Origin of the sequence: Xylanibacter brevis P6B11, assembly GCF_000621825.1 — a bacterium.
Classification (GTDB): Bacteria; Bacteroidota; Bacteroidia; order Bacteroidales; family Bacteroidaceae; genus Prevotella; species Prevotella brevis.
On the sequence record NZ_JHXG01000007.1, the window covers coordinates 49,447 to 69,382 of the forward strand.

The 19,936-nt window shown below is 45.9% G+C and carries 19 protein-coding genes; 14 read left to right on the plus strand and 5 right to left on the minus strand.

The features are described 5' to 3' along the window. The first annotated feature begins 11 nt into the window (after window positions 1-11). The 5 genes from trpD (at window position 12) to T496_RS13310 (ending at window position 6,076) form a co-directional block, all read left to right on the plus strand. Complete coding sequence (gene trpD / locus T496_RS0103045) at window positions 12-1,010, plus strand: anthranilate phosphoribosyltransferase (protein WP_027449442.1); 999 nt, start codon at window positions 12-14, stop codon at window positions 1,008-1,010. Window positions 1,011-1,067: 57 nt separating this feature from the next. Further along, complete coding sequence (trpC, locus tag T496_RS0103050) at window positions 1,068-1,805, plus strand: indole-3-glycerol phosphate synthase TrpC (RefSeq protein ID WP_027449443.1); 738 nt, start codon at window positions 1,068-1,070, stop codon at window positions 1,803-1,805. A 25-nt stretch (window positions 1,806-1,830) separates the two neighbouring features. Further along, window positions 1,831-2,424: a phosphoribosylanthranilate isomerase gene (locus tag T496_RS0103055; protein WP_081778497.1), complete on the plus strand. Its 594-nt coding sequence runs from the start codon at window positions 1,831-1,833 to the stop codon at window positions 2,422-2,424. Further along, a complete protein-coding gene (gene trpA / locus T496_RS0103060; protein WP_027449445.1) occupies window positions 2,421-3,200 on the plus strand; it encodes a tryptophan synthase subunit alpha in 780 nt (259 codons plus the stop codon). Before T496_RS0103055 ends, trpA begins: the two co-directional genes overlap by 4 nt. Window positions 3,201-3,361: 161 nt before the next feature. Beyond that, on the plus strand, window positions 3,362-6,076 hold the full coding sequence (locus T496_RS13310) for a glycoside hydrolase family 88 protein (RefSeq protein WP_044110547.1): 2,715 nt from the start codon (window positions 3,362-3,364) through the stop codon (window positions 6,074-6,076). Here the strand turns inward: T496_RS13310 and T496_RS0103070 are convergent. From T496_RS0103070 to T496_RS0103080, 3 genes are all read right to left on the minus strand, one after another. Then, window positions 6,019-7,416, minus strand: a complete 1,398-nt coding sequence (locus tag T496_RS0103070) for a C1 family peptidase (RefSeq protein ID WP_027449446.1) — start codon at window positions 7,414-7,416, stop codon at window positions 6,019-6,021. The genes T496_RS13310 and T496_RS0103070 overlap by 58 nt on opposite strands. A 505-nt stretch (window positions 7,417-7,921) precedes the next feature. Beyond that, window positions 7,922-8,791, minus strand: coding sequence for a M48 family metallopeptidase (locus T496_RS0103075; RefSeq protein WP_027449447.1), 870 nt, complete (start codon window positions 8,789-8,791; stop codon window positions 7,922-7,924). Window positions 8,792-8,929: 138 nt separating this feature from the next. Further along, complete coding sequence (locus T496_RS0103080; RefSeq protein ID WP_027449448.1) at window positions 8,930-9,289, minus strand: hypothetical protein; 360 nt, start codon at window positions 9,287-9,289, stop codon at window positions 8,930-8,932. A 446-nt stretch (window positions 9,290-9,735) separates the two neighbouring features. Here T496_RS0103080 and T496_RS0103085 point away from each other — a divergent pair, with 446 nt between their 5' ends. From T496_RS0103085 to nudC, 4 genes are all read left to right on the plus strand, one after another. Then, a complete protein-coding gene (locus tag T496_RS0103085) occupies window positions 9,736-10,332 on the plus strand; it encodes an FKBP-type peptidyl-prolyl cis-trans isomerase (RefSeq protein WP_027449449.1) in 597 nt (198 codons plus the stop codon). A 25-nt stretch (window positions 10,333-10,357) separates the two neighbouring features. Continuing rightward, window positions 10,358-11,431 (plus strand): chorismate synthase, encoded by a 1,074-nt coding sequence (gene aroC / locus T496_RS0103090; protein ID WP_027449450.1) that lies wholly within the window; start codon window positions 10,358-10,360, stop codon window positions 11,429-11,431. Window positions 11,432-11,676: 245 nt separating this feature from the next. Beyond that, window positions 11,677-13,416, plus strand: coding sequence for a bifunctional metallophosphatase/5'-nucleotidase (locus tag T496_RS0103095; protein WP_027449451.1), 1,740 nt, complete (start codon window positions 11,677-11,679; stop codon window positions 13,414-13,416). A gap of 4 nt (window positions 13,417-13,420) precedes the next feature. Further along, entirely contained in the window at window positions 13,421-14,203 is a 783-nt protein-coding gene (nudC, locus tag T496_RS0103100; RefSeq protein ID WP_027449452.1) for an NAD(+) diphosphatase, read from the plus strand. Here nudC and T496_RS15080 read toward each other — a convergent pair. Both T496_RS15080 and rfbC read right to left on the minus strand, forming a co-directional pair. Continuing rightward, on the minus strand, window positions 14,181-14,657 hold the full coding sequence (locus tag T496_RS15080; RefSeq protein WP_197018918.1) for a DUF4738 domain-containing protein: 477 nt from the start codon (window positions 14,655-14,657) through the stop codon (window positions 14,181-14,183). The two genes, nudC and T496_RS15080, sit on opposite strands and share 23 nt — an antisense overlap. 345 nt (window positions 14,658-15,002) lie before the next feature. Next, on the minus strand, window positions 15,003-15,551 hold the full coding sequence (gene rfbC, locus T496_RS0103110) for a dTDP-4-dehydrorhamnose 3,5-epimerase (RefSeq protein ID WP_027449454.1): 549 nt from the start codon (window positions 15,549-15,551) through the stop codon (window positions 15,003-15,005). A 113-nt stretch (window positions 15,552-15,664) separates the two neighbouring features. Between rfbC and T496_RS0103115 the strand changes: the two genes are divergently transcribed. The 5 genes from T496_RS0103115 to T496_RS0103140 all read left to right on the plus strand — a co-directional run bounded on the left by T496_RS0103115 (window position 15,665) and on the right by T496_RS0103140 (window position 19,919). Then, on the plus strand, window positions 15,665-16,648 hold the full coding sequence (locus T496_RS0103115) for an HU domain-containing protein (protein WP_027449455.1): 984 nt from the start codon (window positions 15,665-15,667) through the stop codon (window positions 16,646-16,648). Between the two features lie 10 nt (window positions 16,649-16,658). Further along, window positions 16,659-17,207, plus strand: a complete 549-nt coding sequence (locus T496_RS0103120; protein ID WP_027449456.1) for an FHA domain-containing protein — start codon at window positions 16,659-16,661, stop codon at window positions 17,205-17,207. A 149-nt stretch (window positions 17,208-17,356) separates the two neighbouring features. After that, complete coding sequence (locus tag T496_RS0103130; RefSeq protein ID WP_027449457.1) at window positions 17,357-17,725, plus strand: response regulator transcription factor; 369 nt, start codon at window positions 17,357-17,359, stop codon at window positions 17,723-17,725. Between the two features lie 9 nt (window positions 17,726-17,734). Then, a complete protein-coding gene (locus T496_RS15195) occupies window positions 17,735-18,934 on the plus strand; it encodes a sugar transferase (protein ID WP_027449458.1) in 1,200 nt (399 codons plus the stop codon). Between the two features lie 25 nt (window positions 18,935-18,959). Next, window positions 18,960-19,919 (plus strand): TolC family protein, encoded by a 960-nt coding sequence (locus tag T496_RS0103140; protein ID WP_027449459.1) that lies wholly within the window; start codon window positions 18,960-18,962, stop codon window positions 19,917-19,919. Window positions 19,920-19,936 lie beyond the last annotated feature (17 nt).

The following is a 19,936-nucleotide window of genomic DNA, read 5'->3' on the forward strand; positions in this document are numbered from 1 at the left end:
TGGAACAGACAATGAAAAGCTACCTCTTCAGGTTGCTGAACCACGAGGAACTGACTCGTGAGGAAATGAAATCGATTCTGATTGGTATCACACAGAGCGAATACCCCAACGAACAAATCACAGCGCTGCTGACCTGTCTGCAGATGCGTGGCGTCACCGTAGATGAACTGCTGGGATTTCGCGATGGCATTCTGGAGACAGGTGTTCCTGCCATTCTTGAAGCCGATCGCTATATCGACGTCGTAGGAACGGGTGGCGATCGCAAGAATACGTTCAATATCTCTACTACTGCTTGTTTCGTCATTGCAGGTGCTGGCTATAAGGTAGCTAAGCATGGCAACTATGCAGCTACTTCTGTATCGGGTGCCAGCAATGTGATTCAGCATCACGGCATCAAGTTCACGGATGATATCGACAAGCTGAACCGTTCGCTGAACGAGGCTGGCATTGTTTATCTTCATGCACAGCTCTTTGCCAAAGCCATGAAGTTTGTTGGTCCTATCCGCAAGGCCCTGCAGTTCCCCACCATCTTCAACTTGCTGGGCCCCATCGTCAACCCCTCACAACCCAAGTGCCAGCTGCTGGGTGTGGCCAATCTGGACCAGATGCGCCTCTACAACAGCGTCTATCAGAAACTGGGCATCGACTATGGTATCGTCAACTCTATCGACGGCTACGACGAGATTTCACTGACAGGCGACTTTAAGGTGACCACCAAAGAATACGAACGTATCTTTAAACCACAGGATTTGGGCTTCGACATTGCAAAACCCGAAGAATTGGTAGGTGGTGCCACCGAGGAAGAAGCTGCTGCCATCTTCGACTCTGTTCTTGAAAATCGTGCACTGCCAGCTCAGAAGAATATCGTACTGGCTAACGCTGCCTTTGGTATCCAGGTATTGGAACAAGGCAAGAAGAGCATTGAGGAGTGCATTGAGATAGCCCGCGAGAGTATCGATAGTGGCAACGCACTGAAGACCTTCAAGAAGTTTGTTGAGTTGAATAGCTAAACTATTCTCAAGACAACAGTTGATATCGCGACAACACAATAACGAAGAAATAACATGATGCAAGATATTCTAAAAGAAATCGTTGCCCATAAACATCTGGAGCTGGAACGCCTTTGCGCAAAGAAACCCTCTTTGCGCGAGGCGCTGCTGCAGAGCGAGACGGGCATCATTGCCGAGTTCAAACGCAAATCGCCTTCGAAAGGATGGATAAAGCAAGACGGACGTGCTGACATCATACCGCTGAGCTATCAACAGAATGGCGCTACTGCCATCTCAATACTCACCGATGAGCACTACTTCGGTGGAGCAGACGAGTTCATTCGTCAGGCGCGGCAGAGTGGCGTCACCTTGCCTATCCTTTACAAGAACTTCGTCATCGACGAGGCTCAGCTCTATGCTGCAGCCCTCTGTGGCGCCTCGGCAGTACTCTTGATTGCTGCATGTCTTTCAAAACAGGAGTGCAAACGCCTGATGGAAAAGGCCCATGCGCTGGGTTTGGAGGTATTGCTCGAGATGCATTCGGAAGCAGAACTGGAATATGCCGAGTTGGAACCAGATGTATGTGGCATCAACAATCGCAACCTCGGCTCGTTTGTTACAGACGTAGAGAACTCTTTCAGACTGGCAGAACTACTGCCAAGAGAGGCGGTGAAAGTAAGCGAAAGCGGCATTTCAGACCCCAACACCGTGAAACTTCTTCGTTCTGCAGGTTTCCGTGGCTTCCTCATTGGCGAGAACTTCATGAAAACAGCCGATCCTGGCGTAGCACTCAACGCATTTATTTCTAAGTTATAATAAAAAGGTCTGTGATTTCTAAGTTATGATAAAAGTCTGTGGAATGCGAGAGGCGGACAATATCCGCGAGGCTGAAGCGCTGGACATCGACCTGATGGGTTTTATCTTTTGGCCCAAATCCAAGAGATATGTCAGCCGGATACCTGATTATCTGCCAACAAAGGTGAAGCGTGTAGGTGTATTTGTTGACGAAGACATTGAAGTAGTGAGAGAAAAGGCCCGCGAATACCAGCTCGACTACATCCAGCTTCATGGCTCCGAATCTGCAGAATATGCCAGCCAACTGGCAGAATGGCCACTCATCAAAGCCTTCAACATTGCCACTGCCGATGATTTTACCCAAACAGAAGCTTACGTGGGTGTGGTCAGCTATTTCCTTTTCGACACAAAGGGAAAGTCGGTAGGCGGAAATGGCGAGAAGTTCGACTGGGATGTGCTTGCAGCCTACAACGGCCAGACCCCTTTTCTGCTGAGTGGCGGAATAGGTCCTGACGACGCAGAGAAGCTAAGACACTTCTATCATCCTCAATGCATCGGCATAGACCTCAACTCCCGCTTCGAAATAACCCCTGGACTAAAAGATATCAAACAACTCAAACAATTCATTCAAGCTCTATGAACAAGATTAACTATCTCTTCGAAAATAGTAAGGACAAGAAACTTCTTTCGCTCTACTTCTGTGCAGGTTGTCCTACACTCGAAGGCACTGCCGATGTCATTCTGGCCATGCAGCAGCGCGGCATCTCGATGATTGAGGTAGGCATTCCCTTCAGCGATCCTCTGGCCGATGGCCCCGTTATTCAGAGTGCTGCCACCAAGGCGCTGAAAAACGGTATGAACCTGAAGTTGCTTTTCAGCCAACTGAAGAGCATCAAGGATCAAGTAGAGATACCATTGGTATTGATGGGCTACCTCAACCCCATTCTGCACTACGGCATCGAAGCGTTCTGCCAGTCGTGTGTGGACGCTGGTGTCAGCGGAGCTATCATTCCCGATCTTCCCTTCGACGACTACATGAACACCGTGAAGCCAATAGCCGACAAATACGACCTGCGCATCATCATGCTGATCACACCAGAAACCAGCGAGGAGCGCATCCGCTTCATAGACGACCATACCGATGGCTTTATCTATATGGTTTCATCGGCAGCTATCACTGGCACACAGAAGAGTTTCGACGAACAGAAGCAGGCATACTTCCGTCGCATCAATGCTATGAACCTGCGCAATCCACGCATGATAGGTTTTGGCATCAGCAATAAACAGACGCTCGAAGCTGCCCAAGACAATGCTGCAGGTGCCATCATTGGTTCTAAGTTTGTCTCCCTGCTCAACGAAAGCGAGGGAGACGCCAATGCAGCCCTTGACCAGCTGTTCAGTGCCTTAGAGAAATAACTCTCCCCAAAACAACCATCACGCCATGAGTTCTGCTTAGCTCATGGCGTTTTTTATCCGTAAAGCAGATAAATCTATAAAAAGAACGGGAGACTGATTGACTGTGTTGTTTTTTTGTTTAACTTTGCACACATAGTTACATCATTCATACAATCCTGATAATGAAAAGACTACTGCTAATCGGCTTCCTACTTTTCTTTCTTTCCTCGTTGACAACCGACGCTCAGGAATGGAACGAAGCATTATACCAACAAATAGAACAAAGTATACAGCTTCCACGAACTAACGATGACGAGTACATCATCACCCAGTTTGGTGCAGCGCCTCAAGCTACAGCAGCACACAACCAGAAGGCTATACAGAAGGCCATAGACCGCTGCTCGAAGAAAGGTGGCGGACGTGTCGTTGTACCTGCTAGCAAGAAATATCTCACTGGTGCCATCCAACTGAAAAGCGGGGTCAACCTGGAAGTTCAGGAGGGTGCCGTACTTGAGTTCGCCTTCCAGCCCGAACTCTACCCCATCGTAGAAACCTCGTGGGAGGGTGTGGAATGCTTCAATCTCTCACCATGCATCTACGCCTTTAAGCAAACTGATATCGCCATCACTGGCAAAGGTACCATCGATGGTGGTGGTTCGAAAGAAACATGGTGGTCCTGGTCAGGCGCAGCTCGATTCGGTTGGAAGGAAGGTATGACAACCCAGAAGTGCGAAGCCCGCCCACGACTACTGAGTAATGGTGAAGATGGCATACCGATGTACAACGAGAAAGGACGACGCAATATAGAACGTATCTTTAAGCAGAAAGACGGCCTACGCCCTCAACTGATAAACTTCAACAAGTGCGAGCGCATCCTGCTGGAGGATGTCACACTGCTGCGCTCACCATTCTGGGTGCTACATCCCCTCCACTCTACAGACGTCACCGTCAGACGTGTAAAGATGATCAACGATGGTCCCAACGGCGATGGATGCGATCCTGAGTGCTGCAATCGCGTGCTGATAGAAGACTGTTTCTTCGACACAGGCGATGACTGTATTGCCATCAAGAGTGGACGCAATCGTGACGGACGAGAACGCAACATGCCGTCAAAGAATATCATCATTCGCAACTGCGTGATGAAGAATGGTCACGGCGGTGTGGTGATAGGCTCGGAGATTTCTGGCGGTTGCCAGAACGTGTTTGTACACGACTGCGACATGGACGCACCAGAATTGGAACGTGTGCTGAGAATCAAGACTAACTCGTGTCGTGGAGGTGTGATAGAAAACATCAACATGCGCAACGTCAGGGTTGGTGTGTGTAAAGAGGCTATTCTCAAGATCAACACAGACTACGAACCAAAGGAGATCTGCTGTCGCGGCTATTATCCCACAGTGCGAAATGTCTTGATGGAAAATGTGACTAGTCGTACTTCAAAATATGGTGTGATGATGATAGGCTACGAGGCCGACTCACTTTCGCGCGCTATTCAGCATATTAAGGTTAAGAACTGCAGATTTGACGGTGTTTACGGCAAACCAATATCCCAACAGGGACTGGCAGAAGATGTCAACTATGAAGATCTGGTGATTAATGGTTCTTTGGTACTACAAAAGTTGCCCTACAAACATTTCTCAGAATGGCTCACCTATTCTGAAATGCAACGTGTGCCAGAGTCGTATCTACTGGATTTTTCGACAAAGCCAAAGTGGAGCTATGTGATGGGAATCGAGTTGGAGGCTATGCTCGACACCTATCTTCAATATGGGGGCGACGATATCCTGAAATACTGCAAGATGTACACAGACAAGATGATAGATGCAGAAGGCAATATCACTGGCTACCAGATGCAGGATTACAATCTCGACAACGTACGCACTGGACACTTCGTAACCCGCATGTATCAGAAATGGCCAAAAACCAAAAACTTTCTGGCGATGAAAACAATGATGAAGCAACTGCAAGACCAGCCTCGCACCATAGCCGACAATGTGTTTTGGCATAAGGCTATCTATGCTTACCAAGTGTGGCTCGACGGTATCTTCATGGGATTACCATTCCGCACAATGACAGCTCCCATTACCACACCAGCCAACGAGAGAAAGAAGGGTGCCGTCGATAAGATATATGATGACGCGGTGAACCAATTAAAGACAACCTATCAGCTCACATTAGATCCTGCTACTGGATTAAATCGGCATGCCTACGATGAAACACGCCATACGTTCTGGGCAGACAAGCAGACTGGACTTTCGCAGCACTGCTGGGGGCGCGCTCAGGGATGGTTCTCAATGGCACTTATCGAGGTGCTCGATGCGCTGCCAGAGGACTATTCACGCCGTCAGGAAGTCATCGAACTGCTGCAAAGCGACCTTGACGCCATCTTGAAATGGCAAGACAAAAGCAGCCATCTGTGGTATCAGGTAATGGATGCTCCTGGTCGCGAGGGTAACTACCTGGAAAGCACTTGCTCAGCCATGTTTGCCTACACCCTGCTGAAGGCCTACCGCAAGGGCTACGTGGGCACCAAGTATCGCGATGCTGGTATCCGTGCCTACCACGGCATTATCAAAAACTTCGTACGCATCAATACCGACAAGACTATTTCACTGACCCACTGCTGCAGCGTGGCTGGGCTCGGCCCGGCAGCAACTCCTGAGGTGGAAGCTGCCATCAGGAAGATCAACCCTAAGGGAAGTGTGAAAGAAAATCGCCGTCGCGATGGCAGCTACGACTACTATCTGTCGGAGCCCCAGCGCGACGACGATGCGAAGGGTATTGGCCCGTTTATATGGGCCTCACTGGAAATGGAGATGCTGGGTTACAACACCTCAGATTATTCATCCATCTGGAACAAGGGATCCTCTGGCATCACCATGACGGGTGCCGACTGATAGGCCTGCATCACCTTCTTGGGTACAAACTCATTGGGCACCACCAGACGGAACATATACTCGCGGAACCAGCGATCGGTCATAATCAGGCAGCCCTTTTGTCCCCAAGTAGCACCCCAGGAGTTTTCCACCTTCCACTTCTTGGCATTGCCTTTCTTGTCCAGATCTACGGCAGTCAGCGTCATAGCGTGGGTAGAACCGCTATCGAACGTAGAGATGCGCTCGGCCTTGTTCATAGCAAACGAAGTGCCAAAGAGTGATCCGTAGTCATAGTTCTCGGTATCGGCATAGCCACGTTTGCGATCCAGCATTTTGCCTACGTCATACGAACTATACAACTTACGTCCTGCCTTCAGGGCGCTGATAGCCATCTGCTCGATATCGTCCATGGGCAGATTCACATACTTCCAGTTATGTCCATCGTAGGTATGACGGTCGAAATCCACCTCATAGGTCTTGTAATACTCACGACGAGGGTCGTTCATCACCATGATAAAACTGCCATTCAGTGGCTGTCCTACCACCTCCTGATAGAATGACAATGGCGTATATTCCTTCTCATCTCCCACGGTCTCACCCTTTTCATTGCGGAAAGCATAGGTGAACACCTGTGGTGGCTCGCCTATGGTGTACTGCAACATGCGGTAGATCTGTGCCAGCATGCGTGTCTTGGCCTTATCCAGCGAAACGCCTTTCTTGCCTTTCTGAGCCATATCACGCAACTGCAATCCATACTCGCGCAGTTTTGAAGATACCAGCTGACGCGCCTTTGAGGTATTATCACTAGAGAACGACTCGGGCATGGCCTCCTTGGGCACCAAACCATATTTCTCTGCCAAATCGGCTACGCCACAGAATGTGCCGCCATCGCCTATTGGACTATGGAAGAAAAACTGAACTCGCTGATCATCAATGGGTTTCTCGGCAGTATCGATGACGCCCTGCAGCATCAGGTTGGCCTTCTCCAACTGATCCCAGAAGAACAAGTAAGCCTGCGAAAACTCTACCGTCAGCGAGTCTGTGCGAAGGTTGAAATCATTGCGCAGCACGTTCATGCCGCTAAACATCCAGCAGCGGCCCGACTGCTGTTGGTCAGTGATTGACTGCGATTTTGTCTCCACGCTGAAATGCGTATTCAACGCCTTGGCATTCTGATGGTTCTGCGCCAAGTTGTCGATAGCATTAGCAGCAATGGCATTCACCAATGCCCGCTCTGTACCGCTAAGATTGGTTTCCTTCTGAATTTCCTTTAGCATCTTGTCTGAGATGCCACCGTCTTTCGTCTGTGCATGAGCAGAAAGTGCCATACACAAAGTCATCATTAATAGTTCCTTTTTCATATCTTCTGCATGATTTTAGCTGCAAAATTAGCTAAAAACTTCCATATTCGTGACATAATGCATATTTTTGCAAGATTATTTAAGAAACTCGTCCACTGTAGATCTTTTCATAAAGCAGCCACCACAATCCCATTATGAATGACAAAAGCATTAGTCTTGCATAGCAAAAGTAGCCCTTTCAATGTGCAATAGTTATTGTTTAACGAGCTAAAAGTGGCACTTTTGCCCTCTAATTCGGTAAGTTTTGGTCTGCATCTAGACTCTAGATTAGTAATTTCTAGAGTCTGGACGCACCAATTCCAGAGTCTAGAATCACCTCATCTAGAGTCTGGAAACGATCAATCTAAAGTCTAGAAACAAATCAAAAGCGAAACTATTGGTAGATAGAAGCCTTTCTTTGAAGCTATAAAACGCCTTGAATAAGCCATCAATTCAGCCTAAATAAAAACAGAAAAGTGCCACTCTAAACTGGTTAAAGTGGCACTTTTCTATGCTTATTCAGTAACTATTTCTTAGCTGACTTCTTGCTGGTAATATGCAGTGTCTTTGAAGTCTTTGGTGCTGCGTTGCTGGCTTTATAATACTTCTTGGCCTCGGGCAACCACTTCTGAATGTCTTTGATGCGCTTCTCATCAGACGGATGATCGCTAAACAAGCCACCAGCCCCCGATGACTGAGCTGCCATACGCTGCCAGAAAGAAACTGCCGTCTGTGGGTCGTAGCCTGCCATAGCAGCAAAGACCAAACCCATGTGGTCGGCCTCACTCTCCTGCTTGCGCGAGAATCCCGATGTCCACAGCGAAGATCCCAACGATGCACCTAATCCCAACAACTGGGTCATTCCATCGCTGGCACCAGCCACCTGCGCACCTACGCCCAATAGCGATACACCATACTGCTTCTTATACTCGTTGCTCAGTCGCTCGGCTGAGTGCTTAGCTACAGCATGTGCTATCTCGTGGCCTAAAACAACAGCGAGAGATGCTTCATCACGCGTCACAGGCAAAAGCCCCTCATATACCACAATCTTTCCGCCAGGCATACAGAAGGCATTCACCGAACGCTCTTGCACCAGGTTGAACTCCCACTTATATTGCGACACCTCATTGCCTAAACCATGCGTATTTAGATATTTCACCACGGCATTGGCCAAATTCTGCCCCACTCGCTTCACCATTGCCACATTGGTAGCATTGGTTGAAGTCTTGGCATTCTGCATATACTGCTGATACTGCTGGTAAGAAAGTGACAACACCTGCTGGTCGTCAACAAGCAGGTTCTGCTTACGCCCCGTAATGGGCACCGTTGAAGTGGTACCACATCCCACTAAAATAGATGACACTAACGTCAAAAGAAGGATACGAATATTTTTCATGAGTTCAAACATTATTTGGCAGCAAAGTTAAACATTTATGGTGAAGTTTCCAAACAAAACGTCAAAAAAAACTAGAGGTGCACTCCATCACGAGTACACCTCCAGTAACCTTCAGTTAATATTATTCACTTAAAACTATTATTTCAAACCGCGGTTCTGCAATGTTACGTTGAGCAGCATCAAATAAGTTCTGTACTGCTTGCGATCAAGAACGTAGTGCATGTAGCGGATGTCCTTACGTACGGCGTTGTCAACCAGAGCCTCACGCTCGTCGCTATTTGCAGCTGCAGCCAACTTCATCTCGTTGCAGAAGTTGTTGTGGATGTCCTCAACAGCCTCCATCTGATCGCCATTCAGACCCAGTGTAACGGCCAGCTTACGCATGTTGATATTCATATTGTAAGCATCAGCGTTCAGAGTTGCATTGTTGTTCTCGTTCTCAGCATAAGTCATAGTCATGCTCATCATTGCTACAATCATCAAAACAATCTTCTTCATAATCTCTTTCCTTTCTTTCTTTACTCAGAACCTTCAGGGTGTGTTGGTTATCCTTTTCTGTTTAATACTACTTTTTTGTTCCCTTTCAGGTCCCTACTTTCATTTAATGTTATCCTTTATTGTTATCCTTTGTCATCAGGATTTATTTCCTTTTGACGATGCAAAGGTACGACGTTTTTACGAACCTGCAATGGATTTTTTGTAATTGTGTGCGATAACAGCCCCTTTTGTTGACCCAAATCAACGACTTGACCTATTTCGGGTCTGTCAGCCATTTCCTACATAAACCGCTCCATTCTGCTGGCAGCCCACTCTATACACTTCCTCTACTACACCGGCTTTTAACTTCCATTTTGACTTCATAAAATTATTTATTGCTCGCACATGCGGGTAATTATGAATAAATTCGTACCTTTGCAAAACAAATATATAACAATCAACAAGAAATGGATAAGAAACAAAACAAGTACATCTCTGTGAGCTATCAGCTCTACTCTATCGACAAAGAGGGCGCAAAGAATCTGGAAGAAGAAACTCAGCAAGACCGTCCGTTCAACTTCATTAGCGGTTTCGGATTCTCGCTCGATGGCTTCGAGAATCGTCTGATCGACATGGAGGCAGGCACTACATTCGATTTTACGCTGGCCCCAGCCGATGCTTTCGGAGAGTATCAGCCCGAGGGTGTACATAAGGTAGGACGCGAAATCTTCGAGGTCAACGGCAAGTTTGACGAGGCAAACATCTTCCCTGGCGCCGTCATCACCATGATGGACAGCGAAGAGAAGCGCTTCATGGTGCGCGTTGACAAGATCGAAGACGATGGCGTCACACTCGACACGAACCATCCCTTGGCTGGCAAGACACTGCAGTTTACAGGTAAAGTGCTGGAAAACCGCGAAGCTACCAACGAAGAAATCCAAAAGTTGCTCAGCCATCTGAGTGGCGAATGCGGTGGCTGCGGCGGCAACTGCGGTGGCGGTTGTGGCGGTGACTGTGGCGGAAGCTGCGGTGGCGGCTGCGGCGACGACTGCAAATGTAATTAATAACTAAGCTAAATACCATAGACAAGTGAACACATTCGGACAATTATTCACATTGACCACCTTTGGCGAAAGCCACGGCGCAGCCATCGGAGGTGTTATCGACGGTATGCCGGCAGGCATCCAGATTGACATGGATTTCATTCAGCAAGAGCTGAACCGTCGTCGCCCTGGTCAAAGTGCTATCACCACTTCACGTCAGGAACCCGATCAGGTAGAACTGCTCAGTGGTGTTTTCGAGGGCGTATCAACAGGTACTCCTATTGGTTTCATCGTGCGCAACAAGAATCAGCATTCTCAAGACTACGAGAATCTGCGCACCATCTTTCGCCCATCGCATGCCGATTTCACTTATTATAATAAATATGGTACGCGCGACCATCGTGGCGGTGGCCGCTCTTCTGCCCGCATCACCATCAGTCGTGTGGTAGGCGGAGCACTGGCTAAGTTGGCCTTACAACAGCTGGGCATCACCGTTCAGGCCTACACATCGCAGGTAGGCGACATTTCACTGGAGCGCGATTATCGTCTCTACAACCTCTCGCAGACCGAGAGCAATGCCGTGAGATGCCCCGATCAGCAGAAAGCCGCCCAAATGGAAGCACTGATACAGCAGGTGAAAGCCGATGGCGACACCATTGGCGGCGTAATCACCTGTGTGATTAAAGGATGCCCAGTTGGGCTCGGTGGGCCCGAGTTCGACAAGCTACATGCTCTACTAGGCAGCGCCATGCTGAGTATCAATGCTGTGAAAGGCTTTGAATACGGCGAAGGATTTGCCGGTGTCACACAGCGCGGATCTGAGCAAAACGACGTGTTTACCCAGGCAGACGGCAATATCCAAACGACCACCAATCACAGTGGTGGCATCCAAGGTGGTATCTCCAACGGGCAAGACATCTACTTCAGGGTAGCCTTCAAGCCCGTGGCCACGCTTTTACGTGAACAGTCAACTGTTGACATAGAAGGAAATTCTACAACTTTTACGGCTCGAGGAAGGCACGATCCATGCGTTTTACCACGAGCAGTACCCGTTGTCGAGGCAATGGCCGCAATGACCATTTTAGACCAATATTTGGTCAGTTTGACCACAAAATTATAGCGTTTTTGTATTTTTAGTGAAATTTATTCCAAAAACATTTTGATGTTTCGGAAATAAGTCGTAACTTTGCAGACGCTAATAAGGGTTTGTGAAAATCCTATATAAGCTTTAGTTAAGTCTAGTTTAGTTTTTGTGTTGGTTGAGGGTTGCTGATTGGCAGCCCTCAAATTTTTTATCTTTTTATTGCCGTCTTTCCTTCTATTTTTTGTATTTTTGCAGGCGAATATCGTTATACACCATTCGTTATGAAGAAGCTATTAATCATCGGTATGTCACTACTGTGTACTTCAAGCATCAAGGCCGAATCTGCAGAAAAGACCGTTCGTCTCAGGATTATCGAGACCAGCGACGTACATGGGCGCTTTTTCCCCTATGACTTTATTGAGCGCAAGCCATTAGAGGGCTCTTTGGCTAGGGTAAGTACCTATGTCAATCGTCTCAGGAAAGACTATGGAGACAACCTGCTGCTATTGGACAATGGCGACATTTTGCAAGGACAACCTCTCAACTACTGGAGCAACTTTGTGAACGCTGGTGATGAGAATATAGCTGCATCGGTGGTGAACTACATGAGTTACGATGCCCAAACCATTGGCAACCACGACATTGAAACGGGTCATCAAGTGTACGACAAATGGATAAAGGAGGTGAAATGCCCCATGCTTGGTGCCAATATCATTAGCAAGAAGACAGGAAAAGCATATGTAGCGCCATACACCATGTTTGAACGCGAGGGTGTAAGAATTGCCGTGATCGGCATGCTGACACCCACCATTCCCTGCTGGTTGGACGAGACTATATGGAAAGGCCTATCGTTTCAGGAAATGGTAGCAGATGCCAGTCGGTGGGTAAAGCACGTGAAAGACAGCGAGCATGCCGACATCGTCATAGGACTCTTCCATAGCGGAAAGGATGGAGGCATCACGTTAGACAATGGTATAGAGGAGAATGCTTCTGCTCGTGTGGCTCGAGAAGTGCCAGGATTTGATATCATTTTCTATGGTCACGACCACACCCGCAACAAAGAATGGATTACCAATGAGGCAGGAGAGCAGGTCTTGATTCTCGACCCAGCCAACAATGCCACACACGTATCGGATGCTACGATAGAGTTGACAGTCAAGGGTGGGAAAATCACTAACAAGGCTATTAAAGGCGAATTAGTCAATATCAGCAAGGAAGCTATTGACGAGGCCATGATGACTCACTTTCAGAAAGAGATAGACAGCGTCAAACAATATGCCAGCAGGCGTATCTGTCACCTCAACCATACGATCAGTACACGCGACGGCTATTTTGGCAACTCGGCATTCACCGACCTGATTCACAACATGATGCTGAAAATATCAAAAGCAGATATATCTTTCAACGCCCCACTCTCGTTTGATAGTAGCATCAAGGCTGGTAACATAACGGTTGCAGATATGTTCAACCTATATAAATATGAGAACAAACTCTATGTACTGAAGATGACCGGCAGGGAAATCAAGAATTATCTGGAAGAGAGCTACTCCCGCTGGATCAACACCATGCAAAGTGCCGATGACCATCTGTTACTTCTCAAAAAGGACAATACTGGCAGTCAACAGCGCCCAGCATTCCAGAACTTCACATTTAATTTCGATTCCGCCTCTGGCATAGACTACGAAGTAGATGTCACCAAACCAGCCGGACAGAAGGTGCGCATACTGCGTCTTAGCAATGGCAAACCATTCAATGAGAACAAGACATATAAGGTGGCCATGAACAGTTATAGAGGCAGTGGCGGCGGCGAACTGCTAACCAAAGGAGCTGGCATCGCTAATGAGGAGATTGAGAAACGCATCATCTTCAAATCATCTTTAGACTTGCGCCACTACATGATGGAGGAGATGGAACGCATGGGACACATCAGTCCTTCGCCCAACTGCAATTGGAAATTTGTGCCAGAGACATGGACTAAACCCGCTGCACAACGAGACAGAAAACTAATATTTGGAGAATAAAACAATGAAACGCTACTATTTTGTATTCTGTAAGGATGACATCATGTTGGAGAAAAAAGTAGATGGCACCTACACCATTCCTTTCCTTGAAGAGCCTCCCATCGCTCTGAAGCCCTGGACAACAATGCTCAATGTCGGTACCATCAACGATGCCGAGGTTAAAGCATACACCATAGAGACACCTGTCACAGACAACGACAAATATGAGATGTGCCCTCTCCGCCAAAGCTATTATAAACTGACGGAAGAACTGTATCTCAGAGCTGGAAAATGTGCCGAACTGATCTACTGGGATCAAAACACCAAATTCTGTGGAGTTTGCGGAGGACATATGCACTTCCACACAGACATCTCAAAACGTTGTGAGATGTGCGGCAAAGAAATATGGCCCCAACTGGCCCCTGCCGTTATCGTACTGATCCATCGCGATGCCGACACCGTATTGTTAGCGCGAGGTAGAAGCTTTAAAAGAGATTTCTATGGCCTCGTAGCCGGTTTCGTGGAAACTGGAGAAACACTGGAAGAGGCTGTAAAAAGGGAAGTTATGGAAGAAACAGGCCTGTCTATTAAGAATCTGAGATACTTTGGTTCGCAGCCCTGGCCTTATCCTTGCGGCATCATGGTGGGTTTCCAAGCCGACTATGCCGGAGGTGAGCTACATCTACAACGCGAAGAGTTAAGCAATGCAGCATGGTTCCACCGTGACAATCTGCCGAATCTGCCTGAAAAGCTATCGATTGCCCGCAGAATGATTGACAACTGGCTTAATACTCCAGCAGATTCATAGACAGCTGGCCATCGAAACCAACTAACGTCTCCACCATATAACAACTGGCTTCTTCTGGGATACAAAGTGTGGCATTGAAATGAACGCCTTTAGCGTCTATGTAATCATATGTCATGCCGCCCAGAATAGCCTGGGACAGGAACTCCTTAGGAACCTTATCTTCATACATCTGCTTTTTCATGTCGCGTGAAAACAAACGTTTCGCACCATGATATAAGCTGATGTGTATGATATTGTCATAATATACATTCTCAACACCAACGCCCTCGCTATTATATGAAGTCTTTGTCACTTGATACTTTGTGGGATTAACAACGACGTACCAATGGTAACGTTCACCATTATAAAGTACCACAGAGTCACGTTTCACAATTGCCGAACTTGAAATCATCTCAGGCTGCAGCCCACAGAATGCCAACGAATCTGCCTGCGATGTGCTCTTTCGCAATCTCACATCATCCCCCGTTTGATTCTGAAAACAAAAGAAATGTTCCGACTGTTGCACTACCGCATAACGATATCCACCAAGTTCCAGCGAGTCGTTGATTATACGAAAATAGGACGGTTGACTTGAATTGTCAGGATAATAAATAGTATCACCCTCTACCTTAAATACTATCTCATCAGTATTATCCTCCACCCAGATACCCTGCAACATAGCCTTCGCATTTAGATTCTCGGTATTCAACGTATCGGGTTTGGATTTGACACAACTAAGGCATGCGACAAGAATCACAGCACAAGAAATCATCGTTACGAATATTCCCTTCATCTCCAATCGCACCTTAATTAAATAATACTAATCAAAATAATAAGAATCCTTGAACAATGGAGCCTTCAGATCCTTCTCGCTAGTCAATACGTTCATTGATTCTGTAGGCCATTTGATATTCAAATCAGGATCATCCCAACGAATGCTTGCCTCCTCTTGAGGAGCATACACATTGTCCACCTTATAAGTAAAGATAGCCTTTTCACTCAAAACCAGAAAGCCATGGGCAAATCCACGAGGAATAAAGAATTGGCGCTTATTCTCATCACTCAGCTCTACAGCCACATACTGTCCGAATGTGGGAGAACTCTTTCGCAAATCTACGGCAACATCTAGCACACGTCCAAGAATAACTCTCACTAACTTCGCCTGAGAATAATCTCCTTTCTGAAAATGAAGGCCTCTTAAGACACCGCGAGAAGACATCGATTCGTTATCTTGTACAAAACTAACCTTTCCTACATGCTGCTCGAATTCCTCCTGTTTCCAAGCCTCAAAAAAATATCCACGTGCATCATTAAACACCCGTGGCTCAATAACATACACTCCTTCTATTGAAGTTTCTTTATAATTCATTAATGTATTATATAGTAATTTCCGAGTGCAAAATTAAAAAATTATTCCGAATTGTCGAATGATTTTTTGTTTTTTATTTGCTTATCTCAAAAAAAAGGAGTAATTTTGCACTCATGATCGAGTTGGAAAAACATATAGAAGTTTTACTATTAAACAATGATTGTGTCATTGTGCCTGGCCTTGGTGGATTCATGGGGCACTATATGGATGCACGTTTCGACGAGCAGGAATCCCTTTTTCTCCCCCCACTCCGCTCTTTGGGCTTCAATCCACAACTCACGATCAACGACTCATTACTTGTTCAATCATACGTTGAAGCATACGACATCAGCTATCCAGAAGCGCTCCGTCGCATTGAAGCTGAAGTCCAAGAACTACGTTTACACTTGGAAACTGAAGGCAAGTACGAACTAAACGATATCGGTATCCTTTCACTCAACGACGAGGGTCATCTTACATTCGCCCCCTGCGAAGCCGGCATATTAACGCCAGCTCTTTATGGCCTAGGTTCTTTCGAGATGCCGCGTATAGATACTGTCGCCAGTCAGAATTCCGAGACAAACAGCATTGGTATCCACGAAAATGCCATTACCATCAAGATGTCATGGATTCGCAATATGGTTGCTGCCGTTGCTGCAATTATTGCATTCTTCATGATTGGCACCCCCGTATCAGACAGTGAGATACCAACCAACATCCAGCAAAGCGCATTTATATCTATCCCCAGCGCTCATCATGCGACACCTGCAGCAGAAGTAGCTGCTGAGTCAATTGCAAAAGCTATCGTAGAAACCAGTATGGCCAATAGCGCAGCAACCATCAGTAGCGAGGTTAATGCTGAGACAAGCCAATCAAAAGAAGCCGCTGCCCAATACTGTTTAGTATTAGCAAGCCAGGTTTCTAAGAAGAATGCGGAGGTCTTCATTAGTCAGCTTCAGGCTAAAGGCTTTGAAGATGTACGAATACTGACCACCACCATGACACGAGTGGTTTATGGCAACTTCGCCAGCGAATCTGAAGCATACAATCATTTACAGTCATTGCAGGGCCAAAGCAAGTATTTCCAGGATGCTTGGGTCATGAAAGTTCAGCCATAAATTATTCAAGATGAAGCGAGTGCGTTGCCCCAAATGTGATCAATACATCACATTCGATGAAACAAAATACACTACTGGCCAGTCACTAGTATTTCAATGTCCTGAGTGCGGCAAGCAGTTTGGTATTCGTTTGGGCACTGCAAAATTGCGCGAAACTCTAAAAAAAGAAAACGAGCAGTTGAACAATGACAATGGTGAAAGAAACAAAGATGAAGCCCCATGTGGCAGCATCATTGTCATTGAGAACGTTTTTCACTATAAACAAATCCTGCCGCTCCAGATGGGCGATAACACCATTGGTCGTTATCAAAAGGGAAATCCCATCAACACGCCTATTGAGACTGTCGACCCCAGCGTTGACTTGACTCACTGCATTATAAATGTCAGTCTGGACAAACGTGGCCAATTAAAATACACGCTTCGAGACACAAATAGTAATACAGGTACTTTTGTGGACAATGTCGAACTACGACAAGGCGAGCGACGCACCATCGAAGATGGCACTCTGTTTACGATTGGTGCTACCAGTATTATACTTCGAACCCAAAACGAAGAATAATTATTACCTTTTGGCCTCTTTTTACTACAGAAAAGTCTTTTTTTTGATAAAAAAAGCATTTTTTTCATACATTTTATGGTTGCTTAAATTTTTTTTCCTACCTTTGCACGGAAAAGAAATTTTAGAGTCAACAACAAGTTTATTCATATATGAAAAAAAAGATTCTTATACTAGACGACAAAGAGACTATTGCCAAAGTTCTCTCAATCTACCTAATGAGCGACTATGACGTACAATGGCTACCCGATGGACTTCAAGGCGTAAAGTGGCTCCAGGCTGGCAATACTCCCGATTTGATTATTTCTGACATTCGTATGCCAGGAATGCGCGGCGACGACTTCTTGGAGTGGATTAAGCAGAATGAATTGTTCCGCCACATCCCTGTCATCATGCTATCCAGTGAAGACTCGACGAGTGAGCGTATCCGCCTATTGGAGATTGGTGCAGAAGATTACATCGTAAAGCCTTTCAACCCCATGGAGTTGAAAATCAGAGTCAAAAAGATATTGCCCAACTAATTGAATACTATGATAGGTGTTATTTACTTAGGCCAAGACCCTGAATCAGAAGAACGCCTGAAATATCTGCCTGGTAAGAAGGTCATATTTACAAGGAGTTATATCGAAACTGCTGATTTGTGCAACAAGCGTGCACACAATGAGCATTATATCCTCATCTACGAAAAGAATCTTCGTGCTGAGGATGTAACTGCTATTACATACCTACGCCAGACATGTCCAAGCTTATACATAATTCTTCTGACCCACACGCTATCACAAGAAGAAAGAATCATATATCAAAAATGCGGTATTAACGACACGTTGGCCCCCGATGCGCCCGTTACAGAACTGAGTAAGAAACTTCAGTTCATATACGATCGTGAAGACATGCTTTTTGACACGAATGTTTCCAAACAGAAAATTTTGCGCTTTCAAATTCCCCTTTGGAAACGCACCTTCGACGTTATTTTTTCTCTGTTAGGTATCATTATTTTTTCACCAATAATGATCATAACGACGATAGCCATCAAGCTCGAAAGTCCAGGTCCAGCATTGTTCAAGTCAAAACGAGTTGGCACCAACTATAAGGTCTTTGATTTCCTCAAGTTCCGCTCTATGTACTCTGATGCTGAAAAGCGTCTGAAAGAGCTCAGTAAGACAGCAAACCAATATTCAGAAAACGAGAAGTCTCAAAAACCCATAATAACATCTCCTCTTGGAGAAGAGGCAGAACAGAACATGTTCGACATGGGTATTGAGTCTGAAATGATGATTAGTGACGAAGAGGTGATGCTTGTCGGTGATGACTTTGTGGTTTCTGAAAACGACTTCAGCAAGCAACGTCAAGAGGAAAACAGTAATGCATTCGTCAAGATTGAAAATGATCCACGCGTCACAAAGGTTGGCAAATTCATTCGCAAATATAGCATAGACGAGTTACCACAGCTTTTCAACATCCTGAAAGGCGACATGTCTATAGTAGGTAATAGACCTTTGCCACTTTACGAAGCAGAGAAATTAACTATCGATAGCTCTATCGACCGCTTTGTTGCTCCTGCTGGTCTTACCGGTCTTTGGCAGGTAGAGGAACGTGGAAAAGGCGGCAACATGTCAGCAGAAGAACGTAAGCAGTTAGATATTCAATATGGCCAGACCTATAATTTTTGGCTAGACATGAAGATTATCTTTCGCACGATCTTTGCCTTTGTACAGAAAGAAAACGTATAATTGCAATCTGAAATAGCAAGTGACTATGACAAGAAATATATTGTTGACTGCCATTTTAGCTTTTGCTAGCAGTATTTCCTTTGGTCAAACATCTGAGGAAACGGGTGTTAATGCAGGTTTTTTCGATTCAAATTCGCAGACAGGTTTTAGCTTTTCAACGTTTAAGTTACCTCCACTTGCTGTATTGTTCGAAAACGCCAAAATGAATCCAACCATTCTACAATTAGCTAAAAAACAAGAAATTGCAGAAGCCGAAGTCACTAAGCAACGTAAACATATATTTTCTTATGTCAACGGTCATGCTAGCTATAGCTACGGAAAAGCCGACATGTGGGGTAATAACTCCTCTGAAGTAAGTCCTATGATTTACCAGTTTCAAGGATCTGAGCAATCATATTGGAATGTAGGAGTCAATGTCAGCGTTCCTTTAGAAGATTTGCTTGACCTTGGACATTCTGTTAAACGCAAGAAATTGTTGGTTGAAGACGCACAATTACAAAAGGATGTAGCATTCGACGAGTTGAAGCTTCAGATTGTCACGCTCTATATCCGCATCACCAACAATCTTGTAGCACTCAAGAATGCAGGTACGGCTGCTGCTATTGCCCAAGGTGCAGAAGCACTGAATGAGCTTGAGTTCCATCATGGAAATATGGATATTTCAGCATATACAAGTGCAGGAACTGAGAGTCAAGGTGCCGTAAATACTTATCAAACCCTCCTGACACAGATTACAACAGATATCGTCACACTCGAGATTCTGACGCATACGCCTATTATCACGAATACGACAACCGACATCACACTTGATGAAGCTGTTGAGAAGAGCGAAAAGCAGATTGAGAAAGAAAATAAGGTTGTGCAGAAACGTATAAAGGCTGAAGTGGAAGAAGAGATAAAAGCAGAAAAGCAAAGAGAGAAAGAAGCATCAAGAGCTGCGAAAGAGGCAGAAAAGACTGCTAAAGCCGCAAAGAACAACAAATAAAAGTCATTTATAATCTT